This window comes from Bosea vaviloviae (assembly GCF_001741865.1).
GTDB lineage: Bacteria > Pseudomonadota > Alphaproteobacteria > Rhizobiales > Beijerinckiaceae > Allobosea > Allobosea vaviloviae.
In genome coordinates, this window is record NZ_CP017147.1 from 687682 (window position 1) to 702109 (window position 14428).

The following is a 14428-nucleotide window of genomic DNA, read 5'->3' on the forward strand; positions in this document are numbered from 1 at the left end:
TGTCGGCGGGGGCGGCGATGGCCGCCCCGTGCAAGAGCGGTCAGGCTGCGGCCCGGTTCGGTGATCCGGCGCGGCTGCCGTCGGGGTTGCGCAGATAGACGCCATGGTCGAGCTGCTGGCGGCGCAGCTCCTCGATGTCGATATCGGCCGGTGGGCGGTTGCCGCGCACCGAAATCTTGGCGGCCCGCCCGGCGGCCTCGCCCATCGCCATGCAGGTCGCCATGACGCGGATCGCGCCCATGGCCTCATGCGTGGCCGAGATGCTGCGGCCGGCGACCAAGAGATTGCCGATCTTCTGGGGAACGAGCGACCGGTACGGGATATCGTAGCAATCGCCGCACCAGATCAGGGTGCAGCCATCATCCGAGGGCCGGTGGATATCGATCGGATAGCTCGCCACGGCGATCGCATCGTCGAAATGCGTGCAGGCCAGCACGTCCTCCTGCGTCATCACATATTGCCCGAGGATGCGGCGCGTCTCGCGGATGCCGAGGAAGGGCGCCGTCTTGGTGAAATAGGCCTTCTCGAAGCCCGGCACATAGTTGATGAGATAGGTGACGATATCGTCGATCTGGGCACGCCCCTCGATCTCGCCCTTGGTCAGGCTGCGGGCGTTGGTGCCGTCGGTGCCCTTGACCCGGGTCATGTTGATCCAGACCTCGCCCTTCTTCAGGCCGGTGATGATGATCGTGCGCTCATTGGGAATCGCCAGGCCGCGTTCAGCCTTGGCCTTGGCGATGAGTTCGCGCATGCCGACGACGATGAACTGGCGGTTCTGGCCGAAATACTCGGCCGGAATGAAGTCGGTGAGGTAGGTGCGCGCTTCCGGGGGCGCATTTGCGATGCTCATCCGCAGCGCGTCGGTGTCGACGCCGGCGAGGCAGAACATCAGCGTCGGCGGCTGCATGCCGCCATCGGCATTGCCCTTCTCGGTCGGCACGCCGGCGCTGTAGGCGACATCGGCGTCGCCGCTGCAGTCGATCACGACCTTGGCGAGGATGGCGGTGCGGCCGGTTTTGCTCTCGGTGATGACGCCGCGGATAATGTCGTTCTCGACCAGCGCGCCGGCAAAGAAGGTGTAGAACAGCACATCGACGCCGGCTTCGATCAGCATCTCCAGCGCCACGGTCTTGACCGCTTCGGGCTCGACCAGCGTGATGCCCATATGCAGCGGGCAGGGCCGGTGCTCGCTTGCACCGTCACGCTCCCGGCGCAGGCGTTCGATGAATTTCTGCGGCAGCCCGTCGATGATCTGGTTGCCCTTCTGCCCGAGGAAGCCGAGCACCGGCAGCCCGATCGTCATGTTGCCGCCGACGAAGCTGCGACTCTCGATCAGCCCGACGCGCAGGCCGTCCTCGGCGGCGGCGAGCGCGGCGGTGAGGCCCGATGGCCCGCCGCCGACGACGAGCACGTCGTATTCGGCCGAGACGGGGATGGAGCGCGCCGGCTCCTCGATGAAGCGAACCCCGGTCATGGACATGAGGCGATTTCCTTCCACTGGCGTTATGTCGATTGGCTATGCAGAGGCCGGCGCCGAGGCGCCGGCCGTTATCATTGGGATCAGGCCGGCATCATCGGCTTGATGCGCTCGATGATGGCGGAGACGGCGTCCTTGACCGGCTTGCGCCCGAGAACGGCGAGCTGGACTTCCTCGAGGAAGGTCGCCTGGGCGCGCGCAGCCTCGGGAAATGGTGGGAAGGCGCCGCGCGCCGTCGCCAGGACCTTGGCCTCGACGGCTGCGAGCGCGTTCTTCGCCTTCAGCCCCGCATCGGCATAGGTGGAGACACGCACCGGCCCATTGCCGTTGATCGCCATGCCCAGCGTCACGCGCTTGCTCGAGACCTCCTTGATGAAACTCCAGGCGAGCGCCTTGTCCTTGGCGTTCCGGGGGATCGCCATCGCCCAGGCCTCGACGACGGAAGCCATCGGCACCTTGCCCTTGATCGTCGCGGAGCCGGGGAATTCGATCGCCTTGATCTTGCCGGGGAACTTGCTCTGGTCGGGGTTGTTGAGCTGGGCGGCGCGGGCGAAGGGCAACGGCGAAAAGGCCGCCCTGCCTTGCTGCATCCAGGTGACGTGGTCGTCATTCTTGGTGGTGGCGTAGCTACGCGGCAGCGCACCGGCCTCGAACATGCCGCGCAGAGCCGAAAGCGCGGCTTCCATCGCCGCGCGATCGGGGACGAGCTTGAGATCCGCGCTGATGAAATCGCCGCCGAAGGCGCGTGCGAACATCACCGGGAAGACGGCGAGGTCGCTCGCCAGCACCATGCCGGTGACAGGCGTGCCGGCTTTCGAGGTGAAGGTCGTCTTCTTGCACTGCTCGATCAGCTCTTCGAGCGTCGTCGGCGGTGCCGAGATGCCGGCCTCTTCCAGCAACGCCTCATTGTAGAACAGGCCCTGCGTGGCATGGCGGACGGGAATGCCGATCAGCTTGCCATCGATCGTCATGCCCTGCACGAGGCCGGGCGCGATGTCTGCGAAGTCCTCGATCGGATCCTGCTTCTGATAGGGCTCGAGCGGCTCGAACAGCGCCGCGATCTGCGATGTCGGGCGGTTGTCGATGAGATAGCCGACGCCGTATTCGGTCTCCTTCAGGCTGGCCTCGCGGAAGAGCCGATCCTGCAGCGGGTTGGAATCGAAGGTCGTGAAGGCGATGTCTGCATCCTTGGCCTTGAGCCAGTCCTTCAGCAGATCGCCGTCGCCGGAACCCAGCACGGTCTGGTGGACCTTGTGACTGAGCACGTTCAGCGTCTTGCCTGCGGCAAAGCTGGGCCGGGCGGCGAACGCGGCCGCTACGCCAATGGAACCGGCGACGAATGTGCGGCGGGTCAGTTTCGTTTCGGGCTTCTTCGACATGGTTTCCTCCCTTTTATGGTTGGCTACCCCTTCGTCGAACCGGCAGTGAGGCCGGCCACGAGGTAGCGGTTCATGAAGACGACGAAGAGCAGGACGGGCACGAGCTGCACGGTCGAGGCAGCAAAGAGGATTCCCCAATCGACGCCATCGATGGAGCCGATCATCTCGGAGATGACGAGCGGCGCCGTCTTGGCGCGCGTGGCCGTGAAGACGAAGGCGAAGAGGAACTCGTTCCAGGAAAACACGATCACGAAGACCGCGACCGCCAGCACGCCCGGCATCGCCAGCGGCACGATCACCTTGCGCAGGATCGTCAGGCGGCTGGCGCCGTCGATTGAGGCCGCCTCGTCGAGCTCGCGCGGGATCTGGTCCATGAAGGTGCGCATCAGCACCGTGCCGAGCGACACGAAGAAGGTCGCATAGAGCAGGATCAGCACAAGATGCGTGTCGTTGAGGCCGAGCGTGTTGACGATCGGGAACAGCGGCAGCGTCACCACGATCGGCGGGATGAGGCGCACGATGATCAGCCCGGCGATGCTGGCGCCGAACCATCGCCCGGAATGGCGGGAATAGACATAGCCCGCGCAGGTGCTGGCGACGATCGCGAGCAGCGTCGCGCCGACCGTGATCAGCAGGCTGTTCAGCAAGGCGTCGAAGAAGACGCCCCAGGACCGCCAGAGCTCGGCATAATGCTTCAGCGTCGGGGTGAAGATCCATTTCGGCGGCACCGCGAAGATGTCCTGCCCCGGCTTCAGCGAGGAGACGGCGATGAACAGGATCGGGAACAGCGACCAGAGCAGGATCGCTGCGACCGCGGCCGCCTTGCCCAGCCCGATGAGCCAGCGCTCAGTGCGCCAGGAATCAGTGCGCCAGGAAACGGTGCGCAAGGAATCAGTGCGCATGGGTGAGCCCTCCCCGCCTGAGCAGGACGACATAGGCCCCCGCCAGCACCAGCGAGATCACGACCATGATCCAGGCGGTCGCGGCGGCCGGGCCGAAGGCGTTGAAGCTGAAGGCCTCCTGGTAGAGATAGATCGCCACGACCTCGGTCGACCGCGCCGGCCCGCCTTTCGTCAGTAGCCACGCCTCCGAGAACAGGCGAAAGGCGAAGATGTAGCGGAACAGCAGCGCGATCAGCATCGCGGGCGCAAGCAACGGCAGCGTCACCCGCCGAAAGGCCTGCCAGCGCGTGGCGCCGTCGATCCTGGCCGCCTCGTAGAGTTCGGCGGGGATGGCAAGGCGCGCGGCGTAGACGATGACGAAGGTGAAGGGCAGGTGCAGCCAGATCGTCAGGAGCCCGATCAGGGTCATCGCATGCGATGGCTCGAACGACCAATCCAGCGTCGGCAGGTTGAGCGCGCGCAGCGCCAGCGTGATCGGCCCGGCATCGGGATCGAACAGGAAGCGCCACATCACCACGGCGGTGACCTCGCTCACCGCGTAAGGCGCGAGCACCGCGACGAGCAGGAAACGGCGGAACGGCAGGCCGCTGGCGAACAGCAGCGCCATGCCGAGCCCGATGGCGAGTTCAAGATGGACCGCGACGACGACGAGCACGACCGTGTTCAGCAAGGCGTGGTGAAAGGCCGGATCGGCAAGAACGCGAACGTAATTCTGCAGCCCGACGAAGCTCGGCGCCTGGCCGAAGCTCGACATGTTCAGGCTGAGCCACACCACATAAAGCGACGGCAGCACGATCACGCTCAGGATGAGCAGATGCACCGGCGCAAGCAGCGGCAGAAGCCGTGCTGTTGTTCGAAGCTGCACTATTTCCTCCGGAACTCTCTTGATCCGGGCTCTCTCGGCCCGGTGATCACGTCGTCATTGTCTTTCAGTGGCGTCCTTGTCTTTCAATGAACGGCGTTCAGCGCCGTCTTCGTCTCCTGGTCCTGCGACAGATTGAGGCTTTCGTTGTCGTCCTTGGCGGCAGGCGAAAGATCACGAACGGAATCGCGCACCTGCAGGCTGGTCTGCAGAACGCTGCCCAATCGCGGCGAGGCATCGCCGGACATGCGCAGGCGCAGGCGCTCCCAGGCCGTGGCGGCGATATCGGCGATCGGCTGACGGATCGCGGTGAGGCCGGTCTTGCGCGCGCTCATCCAGGGATAGTCGTCGAAGCCGACGACGGAGACCGGATCGGGGATATCGATGCGCAGCCGCGCAAGAGCCGACAATGCGCTGAGCGTGATGACATTGGTCAGGGCGATGACCGCGCTCGGCCGCTTATGCCGTTCGAGCCAGTGCACGAAAGCCTCCGTGCCACGCTCCGCATTCGATCCGAGCTCGATCACGATGGCGTCGCCCCCCCTCGCACGGATCAGCTCGGAAGCGCCGCGGACACGCTCCCGGATCGGGGAAATCGCCAGGTTTGAGGCCGCGACGACGATGTCGCGATGGCCCAGCTCCAGCAGATGGCGGGCGGCGATCTCGCCGGCCTCGCGATTGTCGATCGCGACCGTATCGACGATCGACCCTTCCGGCGGCACGCGGTCGGCAAAGACCATCGGCAGGCGCGCGAACTCGCTGTCCAGCCCGGCGGGGATAGCGTCCGAACACGGTACGACGATCAGACCCGAGGGACGCCAGGCCAGCAGCGTCCGCAATCGCGACTGTTCCAGCCCGGTATCGTCGCGCGAGCTGGCGACGACGATATCGTAGCCGTCCTTCTGCGCCATGACCTCGAGCTGCGAGACAAGCGAGGTGAAGAACACGTCGTCGAGATCCGGCACGAGCACGCCGACGACCTTGGCCTGGCCCGAACGCAGTTGCGAGGCCGCGCGGTCGACCTGATAGGACAGCTCGCGCGCCGCCCTCTGCACGCGCTCGTGCAGATCGGCATTCACCGGCTTGTTGCCACTGAAGACATTCGACACCGTGGCGATCGAAACGCCCGCGCGCGCCGCAACATCCTTGATCGTGACGCGCCTCTCCGACATGCGGTCCACAGCCTGTTAAACGTTTTACAGTAAAACGTTTAACAGGCTGTTCGCGGCTTTGCAAATATCTTGTTCATGGGTTCGATCCCTGGCACCGCACGATGGCCCCGTGCAAGCGAGATCCGGACCTTGCAGCCCTGGTTTCGATGCGCTGGGCAAATCCAATCTTGCGGTTCTGCAGCTGCACCGACAAGGATGTGGACGCTTTCGTGTCGTTGATCATTGCCGGTGAAGCCGTCGGGTATCCCCAGCATCGACGCGGAAGTGAAGGCGTGAGCGCGCCACTGTTTCGGGAGACGACCATGCAGCAGCCTGATCGCTATCTGATGGCCGGCGTGATGGGCTATCCCATCATGCATTCGCGCTCGCCCGTGCTGCATAATTATTGGCTGCGGGAGCACGGCCTGAATGGCGTTTATGTCCCGCTTGCGGTGAAACCCGAGGGGTTGGCGGCGGCGTTGCGAGCGCTACCCGCCCTCGGCTTTTCCGGCTGCAACCTGACGATGCCCCTCAAGGAGCTGGCGCTGTCCATCGTCGATCGCGTCTCCCCCATCGCGCGCCAGATCGGCGCCATGAATTGCGTCATCGTCGCCCCGGACGGAAGTCTCGAAGGGCACAATTTTGAAGCGTTCGGATACGCTGAGTCGCTTGCCCAGGACGTGCCGGGATGGACGGCGGATGCGGGGCCGGTGATCGTCATCGGCGCAGGCGGCGGCGCCCGGGCTGTCATCGCCGGCCTTGCTGATCGCGGCGCCACGGATATTCGCATCTGCAATCGCTCCGCAGCGCGGGCCGAGCAGCTTGCGGCGGAATTCAGTGTGAAGGCTCTCGCCTGGGATCAGCGGCACGACGCCATCGGGGATGCAGCCTTGCTCGTCAACACCACCAATCAGGGCATGGGCAAGGAGCAGGCGCTCGATCTTGACCTCGCCAAGCTGCCTTCATCGACCGTCGTCTCCGACCTGATCTACGTGCCCCGGGAAACGCCGCTGCTCGCAGCGGCGCGCGCGCGGGGTAATCGCACTGTGAACGGCCTTGGGATGTTGCTCAATCAGGCACGGCCGGCCTTCAAGAATTGGTTCGGCGTCATGCCCGAGATCACGCCCGGCCTGCGCGCCGCCATCGAGGCGACGCTCTGAGGCAAGAGCAGGATGCGAAAAAGTGGGAACCGGTTTTTCGCATTGATCCTGCTCTCACTCCCGGGATGAGAGACGGATTCAGATTTGAGATGGGATCACTTTGCGACCCCATCTGACATCATCCGGCTCTTGTCACGCGCCGAACTGGAACAGGCGCATCGGCGTATCCCACAGGAGCTTGGCTCGATCTGCGGCGCGTGGAAACAGCAGATCGACCATCCCAAGCAGCGGCCCGTAATCCATCCGCTCCGGCGCGCGCAGATGTGGCCAGTCGGAGGCCCACATGCAGCCATCGAGGCCATACCACTCGACCAGCGCCTCGATGAACGGCCAGACATCGCGGTGCGGAAAGCGCTCCTGCGAGAACTTGGCGAAGCCCGAGAGTTTGACGAAGCAGCGTCCGCTGGCGCCAAGGCGGCATAGCGCGGCAAAGCCCGGCTGTTTCAGCCCGTCAGTAATGATCGGCCTCCCGCAATGGTCGATCAGGATTTTGACAGTGCGATCCTCGATATGCGGCAGCAGGCCGAGAAACTGATCGCCTTGCGTCTGAATCTGCAGATACATGCCGAGCGCTTCGAGATGGCCGATCAGCGCAGCGATGTCGGCATAGTACGCGACGCTGTGATAGGTCGCGTTGATGGCGACCCCGACAATCCCCATCGCCTGCAGGGCCATGAGCGTTTCGCGATCGCACGCGTTTGGCACGACCGCGATGCCCTTATAGCTGCCATTGCCGCGTCTGATTGCGTCCAGCAGGCAGCGATTGTCGTTTCCGTAGCCGGAATTGGGGCCGACGATGAGGCAATGTTCGACGCCGTAGAAATTGCGGACAGCCGCCAACTGCTCTGCGGTACCGATCTCCTGACCCGATGGCTGGTATGTCACATCCGGCGCGTAAGGGAACCGCGCAGGGTCCAGGATGTGGACGTGGCAGTCGATCTTGCGTTCGTCAAATGCGCTCATGCCGACCACACCCATTTTGGGCGATATCTATCGGCAAGAGCCATCCCTTAACCAGCCATATTGCGGGCTTGTCTCAAGCCACCGGCGCTGCCTCCGGCTTCAACTCCTCGGCCGTAGGAATGCGGCCCTCGAACCAGCAGGCTGCGGCGGCGCGCGACATCGCCGCCCCATCATGGCCGATGCCGGGCACGGTGATCAGCGACCAGTTGCAGGCCAGGCCGCGCCGCGCCGCCTCCGCTTTGGCGAAGTCGAGGACGAAATGCGCCCGCGCATAGCGCATCGGCCCCTGCGCCAAGGCCTCGACTTGCGCCGGCAGGTTGGGATCGCTGGTGACGATGTCCTGGTTGCCGGCGAAGATCACCATCGGCCAGGCCAGCCAGCGCGCCAGCTCCGCCTCGCCGAGGCCGAGCCCGTCGAGGCCCTCCGGGAAGCGCCGCTCCAGCGTCGGCAGGGTGTACCAGCCCGAATTGGCGGCGAAGGCCGTCTCGAACGGCGTCTGCTCTTGCGTCGCCAGCAGGCGGTGGACGAACTGGCCGCCGGCGGAATGGCCAAACAGCCTGACCTTGTCGCGCTTGGTCACGCCGGCCTGGCGCAGCGCCGCCAGCACCCGGGCGGGCACGGCATAGAGCCAGTCGTCTTCTGCGGCGATGGCGCCGTCTGCGCCGACGACGAGACCGTTGTTGTAGCCTTCCGCCTTGGGGAAGTGGTCGTTGCCGAAGGTCGGGGCGACGATCAGCAAATTGTGCTTTTCGGCGGCGTCGATCCAGAAGTCGCGGTAGTCGTCGCCATTGCGCAGCATGCCATGCTGGACGAAAACGACCTCGTCCTCCGGGCGATGGCGTGCCGGCCGGTAGACATTGACCTGCAAGGGCCGCTGCGGGTGACGGGCGTCGATGAAAGGCAGGGTGCTGCGCCCCTGCGGCGGATCGAGAACGAGCGTGGTCATGCGGCTTTCGCTATCGTGTGCAGGTGGCAGGCCGCGCTGCGGCCAGGCGCGATCTCGACGAGGTCCGGACGGACCTCGCGGCAGACCGCCATGGCGTGCTCGCAGCGTGGGTGGAAGGGGCAGCCCGGGGGCGGAGCCAGCGGCGACGGCAATTCGCCCTTCAGCGGCTGGAAGCTGCTCTTGCGCCGCGCTGCCGAGGGAATCGCCTTGATCAGCGCGGCGCTATAGGGGTGCGCCGGCTCGGCGAAGATCGCGGTCGCGCTGCCGATCTCGACGATGCGGCCGAGATACATGATCGCGACGCGGTCGCTGATATGGCGGACCAGGCCGAGATCGTGGCTGACGAAAAGATAGGTCAGCCCGTGCCGCGCGCGCACATCCATGAACAGGTTGATCACCTGCGCCTGGATCGAGACGTCCAGCGCCGAGACCGGCTCGTCGCAGACCAGGAAATCGGGCTTCACCGCGAGCGCGCGGGCAATGCCGATGCGTTGGCGCTGGCCGCCGGAGAACTGGTGCGGGTAGCGCTCGCGATAGGCGAGATCGAGCCCGACTTCGCTCAGCGCCCGGTCGACCGCACCATTGAGCTCCGCCTTCGGCACGAGCTTGTGGACCGCAAGCGCTTCGCCGACGATGCGGCTCACCCGCATGCGCGGATCGAGCGAGGCATAAGGGTCCTGGAAGATCATCTGCACCTTGAGCAGGTAATCGAGCCGTTCCTTGCCCTTCAGCGTCGCGGCCGAGCGGCCCTTGTAGAAGACCTCGCCCGCGGTCGGCGGCAGGATGCCGGTGGCGATGCGCGCCAAGGTCGACTTGCCGCAGCCGGATTCGCCGACCAGGCCGAGCACTTCGCCCCTCCTGATGCTGAGATCGACGCCGTCGACCGCCTTGAGCGTCGCCGGCGGCGCGTGCCGGCCGATCGCGGTCAGGATGCGCTCGGCCATATTGGCCTTGCCGCGGAAATATTTGCGGACGCCGCGCAGTTCGAACAGGGGCTCGCTCATGCTGCCACCAGCTTCGGCTCGGGGGCTGCCGGCACGGGGTTGTGGCAGCGCAGGGTGCGGCCGTCATAGGCCTGCGGCGGTGGATCGCTGTCGGCGCAGATGGGCAGAACCCGCTCGCAACGTGGCCGGAACGGGCAGCCGGAGGGGCGCGAGTCGATGCGCGGCGCGACGCCGTCGATCTGGTGCAGGCGCGCGCCCGGCGCGACCATGCTGGCCGAGGAGTTGAGCAGGCCGAGCGTATAGGGGTGGCACGGCCGGTCGAGCACTGTCTCGACATCGCCGATCTCGACGATGCGCCCGGCGTACATCACCGCCACCCGGTCGGCGAGCTCGGCGACCACGGCAAGGTCATGGGTGATCCAGATCACCGCGGCGCCGGTCTCGCGCGAGAGCTTCTGCACCTCGTAGAGGATCTGCGCCTGGATGGTGACGTCGAGCGCGGTGGTCGGCTCGTCGGCGATGATCAGGTCGGGGTCGTTCAGGAGCGCGGTCGCGATCGCCACGCGCTGGCGCATGCCGCCGGAGAATTCATGCGGGAACTGCTTCAACCGGGTTTCCGGCGAGGAGATGCCGACCCGCGCCAGCGCTTTTGCCGCCTTGGCGAGCGCCTCAATGCGGCTGCAGTCGCGATGCTCGAGGATCGCCTCGCTCATCTGCTCGCCGATGCTGAGCACCGGGTTCAGCGTCATCAGCGGATCCTGGAAGATCATCGCGATCCGGTCGCCGCGCAATTGGCGCAGGCGCTCCTGCGAGGCGGCACGCAGATCGGTGCCATCGAACAGCACCTCGCCGGCAACGACCTCGCCCGGCGGGTCGATCAGTTGCACCAGCGAGAAGCCGGTCACCGACTTGCCCGAGCCGGATTCGCCGACAAGGCCGAGCACCTCACCCTTGGCGACAGTGAAATCGACGCCGTCCACCGCCGGCCAGGCGCCATCCTGCGCATGGAACACGGTCTTGAGGCCGCGCACGGAAAGGAGGGGAGCTTCACTCATGTGCACACGTTGAAGTTCATGCGCGCACGTTGAAGCTGCGGCGCAGGCGGTCGCCGACGAGATTGAGCGACATGATCAGCAGCACCAGCGCGATGCCGGGGAAGACGGCGATCCAGTACTCGCCGGAGAGCAGGAACTCGAAGCCGTTGGCGATGAGGAGGCCGAGCGAGGGCTGTGTCACCGGCACGCCGACGCCGAGGAAGGACAGGGTCGCCTCCAGCGTGATCGCCGACGCGATGCTGATGCTGGCGACGACGAGCACGGCGCCGACCGAGTTCGGCAGCAGATGCGCCAGCATGATGTGGCGGGTCGGCAGGCCAAAATTCACCGCGGCCTCGATATACTCCTTGCGCCGCTCGACCAGCGCTGCCGCCCGCATCAAACGGGTATACTGCGCCCATTGCACCAGCACGATGGCGAGGATGACCTTGTCGACGCCGCGTCCGATCGAGGCCAGCAGCACGAGCGCGACCAGGATCGAGGGAAAGCCGAGCATGAAGTCGACGATGCGCATCAGCACGGCGTCGACCGCGCCGCCGAACTGCGCCGCGGCGAGCCCGGCGAGGATGCCGATCGAAAGCGCGCCAATGGTGGAGGCGAGGCCGACGAGCAGGCTGGTGCGCAGGCCGTAGAGGATGGCGCTGAACATGTCGCGGCCCTGGGCATCGCTGCCGAGCCAGTAGGTGAAGCCGGCCATGCCCTGCTCGCCGGGCGCCAGCCGGTTGTCCATCACGCTGAGCGCGCCGAGATCATGCGGGTTCTGCGGCGCGATCACCGGCGCCAGCAGGGCGAGCACCACCATGATGCCGAGCAGGATCACGGCGCCGCGCGTCGTCGGCCGGTTGCGCAGGCGGCGCAGGACCTTTTCGCGCAAGGGCGTATCGGCCTGCACCGGCCCGGCGAGGCGAGGAATCTCCCGGCTCATGCCTGCTCTCCGGCGAGTTTCACCCGCGGGTCGAGCGCGGCATAGAGCACATCGACCAGGAAGTTGACGGTGACGAAGAGCAGCGTTGCCAGGAGGACGTAGGCGACGACCACGGGCCGGTCGAGCTGGTAGACCGAGTCGATCAGGAGCTTGCCCATGCCCGGCCAGGCGAAGACGGTCTCGGTGATGGTCGAGAACGCGACGAGGCTGCCGAATTCGACGCCGACCACGGTGACGATCGGGATCAGGATGTTGCGCAGCACATGCCGATTGACGATACGCCGGGGCCGCACACCCTTGGCGCGGGCGTATTTCACATAGTCCTGCGTCATCGTCTCGGTGGTGCCGGCGGCGACGAGGCGCACGATCAGCGCGAGGTTCGGGATCGCCAGGTTGAGGGCGGGCAAGGCGATGTGCCTGAGCCCGTCCAACGTCAGCAGGCTGGTCTGGAGGCCGAGCAGCGAGACCGTCTCGCCGCGCCCTGCCGTCGGCAGCCAGCCGAGCAGCACGGCAAAGAGCAGGATCAGCATCATGCCCTTCCAGAAGCTCGGCAAGGAGAAGCCGAGCACGGTTCCGGCCATGACGATGCGGGCGCGCCGGCTGTCGGGGTTGAGGCCGATCATCAGCCCGAGCGGGATGCCCACGGTGAGCGCCAGCGTCATGGCCAGCAGCACCAGCTCGAAGGTCGCCGGCAATCGCGCCAGGATCAATTGCAGCGCCGATACGCCATGGACGAAGGAGCGGCCGAGATCGCCCTTCAGCGCGTTGCCCATGAAGGCCAGGTATTGCTGCCAGACCGGCAGATCGAGCCCGAGCCGCGCGATCAGCGCCTGCCGGTCCGCCGCGCTGGCCTGCGGCGAGACCAGGAGCTCGATCGGGTCGCCGATGCCGTAGACGGCGAAGAAGACCACGACCGAGACGGCGAGCAGCACGAGCACGCTCTGGATCAGCCGCTGCAGGACATAGGCGGTCATGGCCGGATCTCGAAAAGGCGATCGCCGGCTTACTTCGCCGGCTTCACCGACATGGCGAGCATGAACTGGTCGGCACGGCCGGCGACCGCCAACTCGGACTTGAAGGCCCAGATGCCGCTCTCGAAGTGGAGCGGGATGAAGGCGCCGTCGGCAAGGACGAGCGTCATCGCCTGCTGCAGCAATTCAGCGCGCTTTGTGTCGTCGAGCGTCGTGACCGCGGCGCGGATCACCTTGTCGAATTCGTCGTTCTTGTAGCCGCCATAGTTCGAGCCGCCGAGCGTCTTGGCCTCGTTGGGGGTCGGCGGCCACTGCCGCAGGAAGGAGGCGGCCTCGCCGGTCCCCGAGCCCCAGCCGCCGAGCGCGACGCTGAATTCCTTCTTGGCGCGGCGCGGGAAATAGATCGCCCGCGTCATCGCATCGACCTCGGTCTTGATGCCGATCTGGGTCAGGTATTGCGCCACGGCCTGGGTGATCTGGCTGTCGTTGATGTAGCGGTCATTGGTCGAGGACAAGGTGAGCTGGAAGCCGTTGGGGTAGCCGGCCTCGGCCAGCAGCTTCTTGGCCGCAGCCGGGTCATAGGCAAGCTTGGGCGGGTTCGCCAGCGTGCCGGACATGCCTGTCGGCAGGTACTGGTAGGCCGGCTCGGCGGCGCCATCCATGATCCGCTTGACGATGGCGTCGCGGTCGATGGCGAGCGACATCGCCTTGCGCACGCGGGCGTCCTTGAGCGGGTTCTTGCCGTCCTCGGCCTTGACGAAGGGGCTCTGGTCGCGGCCGACGTCGAGCTGGAAGTAGATCACCCGGGTCGAGGGCGTGATGACATGGCCGAAGCGCTTGTCGCCCTTGATCCGGGCAAGGTCGCGCGCGGCGGGGTTCTCGATCACGTCGTAATCGCCGGCGAGCAGGCCGGCGAGGCGCGGGCCGGCATTGGTCACCGGCACGAAGCGCACGCTCGCCCAGGGCTCGGCAGGCCCCCAATAGGTCGGGTTGCGCTCGAGCTCGATCGCCGAGCCACGCACATAGGACTTCAGCTTGTAAGGCCCGGTGCCGATCGCGGCCGTGCCGTCGTTGAAATTATTGACCGCAGGCCAGGGCCCGGTGACGCCGCAATTCTTGGCGACATCGTAGCTGATCGGGCCATGCTCGACGATGGAGGCCGTGAGGATCGGCAGGCCCGACAACAGGGTCGGCAGCAGCGGCTCGGGCTCGGTCGTGTTGATGACGAGCGTGTGCGCATCCGGTGTCTCGACCGAGGCGAAATTGCCGGTGATGTCGGCGAAGGAACCGGAGACCTTGGTCTCGTTCTTCAGCGTGCGGCAGAAGGTGAAGACCACGTCCTCGGCGGTGAAGGGCTTGCCGTTCGTGAACGTCACGCCCTGGCGCAGCTTGAAGGTCCAGCGATTCTTGCCGTCATTCTCCCAGGACGCGGCAAGGCCGGGCCGCAGCGCCTGCTTCTCATCCTGAAGCACGAGCCCGTCGAAGATATGCATCGCGAGCGCGTTGTTCGGGGTGAGGTCGTGATAATGCGGGTCGACGGCGGTCGGCTCGGAGGCGAGCGCGATGCGCAGCGTCTGCGCCATGGCAGGAGCGCTGAGCATATTGGCGCCCAGCATGCTGGCGCCGAGCAGGATGGTGATGAGCATGCGCTGACGCATCGGTTTCGTCTCCGTTCCCGTAGCTGATCGTTTTT

General features: G+C 65.9%; 13 protein-coding genes. 1 reads left to right on the forward strand and 12 read right to left on the reverse strand.

What is annotated here, in order from left to right:
- Positions 1–40: 40 nt before the first annotated feature.
- The 5 genes from BHK69_RS03260 to BHK69_RS03280 all read right to left on the reverse strand — a co-directional run bounded on the left by BHK69_RS03260 (position 41) and on the right by BHK69_RS03280 (position 5792).
- Positions 41–1480, reverse strand: a complete 1440-nt coding sequence (locus BHK69_RS03260; RefSeq protein WP_148663309.1) for an FAD-dependent oxidoreductase — start codon at positions 1478–1480, stop codon at positions 41–43.
- An 80-nt stretch (positions 1481–1560) separates the two neighbouring features.
- Entirely contained in the window at positions 1561–2856 is a 1296-nt protein-coding gene (locus tag BHK69_RS03265; protein ID WP_069688856.1) for an ABC transporter substrate-binding protein, read from the reverse strand.
- Between the two features lie 23 nt (positions 2857–2879).
- On the reverse strand, positions 2880–3758 hold the full coding sequence (locus BHK69_RS03270) for a carbohydrate ABC transporter permease (protein ID WP_083269090.1): 879 nt from the start codon (positions 3756–3758) through the stop codon (positions 2880–2882).
- The gene (locus BHK69_RS03275; RefSeq protein WP_069688857.1) at positions 3748–4623 is read right to left on the reverse strand and encodes a carbohydrate ABC transporter permease; all 876 of its coding nucleotides are present in this window, start codon (positions 4621–4623) and stop codon (positions 3748–3750) included. The genes BHK69_RS03270 and BHK69_RS03275 overlap by 11 nt, the downstream gene beginning before the upstream one ends.
- 83 nt (positions 4624–4706) lie before the next feature.
- Positions 4707–5792, reverse strand: coding sequence for a LacI family DNA-binding transcriptional regulator (locus BHK69_RS03280; RefSeq protein WP_069688858.1), 1086 nt, complete (start codon positions 5790–5792; stop codon positions 4707–4709).
- Positions 5793–6094: 302 nt separating this feature from the next.
- Here BHK69_RS03280 and BHK69_RS03285 point away from each other — a divergent pair, with 302 nt between their 5' ends.
- Positions 6095–6931, forward strand: coding sequence for a shikimate dehydrogenase (locus tag BHK69_RS03285; RefSeq protein ID WP_069688859.1), 837 nt, complete (start codon positions 6095–6097; stop codon positions 6929–6931).
- A gap of 132 nt (positions 6932–7063) precedes the next feature.
- Here the strand turns inward: BHK69_RS03285 and BHK69_RS03290 are convergent, their stop codons facing one another.
- The 7 genes from BHK69_RS03290 to BHK69_RS03320 form a co-directional block, all read right to left on the reverse strand.
- Positions 7064–7894, reverse strand: a complete 831-nt coding sequence (locus BHK69_RS03290; protein ID WP_069693338.1) for an amidohydrolase family protein — start codon at positions 7892–7894, stop codon at positions 7064–7066.
- 73 nt (positions 7895–7967) lie between these two features.
- Positions 7968–8840 (reverse strand): alpha/beta hydrolase family protein, encoded by an 873-nt coding sequence (locus BHK69_RS03295; RefSeq protein ID WP_069688860.1) that lies wholly within the window; start codon positions 8838–8840, stop codon positions 7968–7970.
- Positions 8837–9844, reverse strand: a complete 1008-nt coding sequence (locus tag BHK69_RS03300; protein WP_069688861.1) for an ABC transporter ATP-binding protein — start codon at positions 9842–9844, stop codon at positions 8837–8839. Before BHK69_RS03300 ends, BHK69_RS03295 begins: the two co-directional genes overlap by 4 nt.
- A complete protein-coding gene (locus BHK69_RS03305) occupies positions 9841–10839 on the reverse strand; it encodes an ABC transporter ATP-binding protein (protein WP_069688862.1) in 999 nt (332 codons plus the stop codon). Before BHK69_RS03305 ends, BHK69_RS03300 begins: the two co-directional genes overlap by 4 nt.
- A gap of 16 nt (positions 10840–10855) precedes the next feature.
- Positions 10856–11764, reverse strand: a complete 909-nt coding sequence (locus tag BHK69_RS03310; RefSeq protein ID WP_069688863.1) for an ABC transporter permease — start codon at positions 11762–11764, stop codon at positions 10856–10858.
- Positions 11761–12738 carry an ABC transporter permease gene (locus BHK69_RS03315; RefSeq protein ID WP_069688864.1) on the reverse strand — a complete coding sequence of 326 codons (978 nt, stop codon included), beginning with the start codon at positions 12736–12738 and terminating at the stop codon, positions 11761–11763. The genes BHK69_RS03310 and BHK69_RS03315 overlap by 4 nt, the downstream gene beginning before the upstream one ends.
- Before the next feature lie 29 nt (positions 12739–12767).
- A complete protein-coding gene (locus BHK69_RS03320) occupies positions 12768–14393 on the reverse strand; it encodes an ABC transporter substrate-binding protein (protein WP_148663310.1) in 1626 nt (541 codons plus the stop codon).
- Positions 14394–14428 lie beyond the last annotated feature (35 nt).

Coding starts and splice junctions, on each gene's coding strand:
- BHK69_RS03260 (WP_148663309.1), bottom strand. CDS start 1,480: ATGTCCATGACCGGGGTTCGCTTCATCGAGGAGCCGGCGCGCTCCATC.
- BHK69_RS03265 (WP_069688856.1), bottom strand. CDS start 2,856: ATGTCGAAGAAGCCCGAAACGAAACTGACCCGCCGCACATTCGTCGCC.
- BHK69_RS03270 (WP_083269090.1), bottom strand. CDS start 3,758: ATGCGCACTGATTCCTTGCGCACCGTTTCCTGGCGCACTGATTCCTGG.
- BHK69_RS03280 (WP_069688858.1), bottom strand. CDS start 5,792: ATGTCGGAGAGGCGCGTCACGATCAAGGATGTTGCGGCGCGCGCGGGC.
- BHK69_RS03285 (WP_069688859.1), top strand. CDS start 6,095: ATGCAGCAGCCTGATCGCTATCTGATGGCCGGCGTGATGGGCTATCCC.
- BHK69_RS03290 (WP_069693338.1), bottom strand. CDS start 7,894: ATGAGCGCATTTGACGAACGCAAGATCGACTGCCACGTCCACATCCTG.
- BHK69_RS03295 (WP_069688860.1), bottom strand. CDS start 8,840: ATGACCACGCTCGTTCTCGATCCGCCGCAGGGGCGCAGCACCCTGCCT.
- BHK69_RS03300 (WP_069688861.1), bottom strand. CDS start 9,844: ATGAGCGAGCCCCTGTTCGAACTGCGCGGCGTCCGCAAATATTTCCGC.
- BHK69_RS03305 (WP_069688862.1), bottom strand. CDS start 10,839: ATGAGTGAAGCTCCCCTCCTTTCCGTGCGCGGCCTCAAGACCGTGTTC.
- BHK69_RS03310 (WP_069688863.1), bottom strand. CDS start 11,764: ATGAGCCGGGAGATTCCTCGCCTCGCCGGGCCGGTGCAGGCCGATACG.
- BHK69_RS03315 (WP_069688864.1), bottom strand. CDS start 12,738: ATGACCGCCTATGTCCTGCAGCGGCTGATCCAGAGCGTGCTCGTGCTG.
- BHK69_RS03320 (WP_148663310.1), bottom strand. CDS start 14,393: ATGCGTCAGCGCATGCTCATCACCATCCTGCTCGGCGCCAGCATGCTG.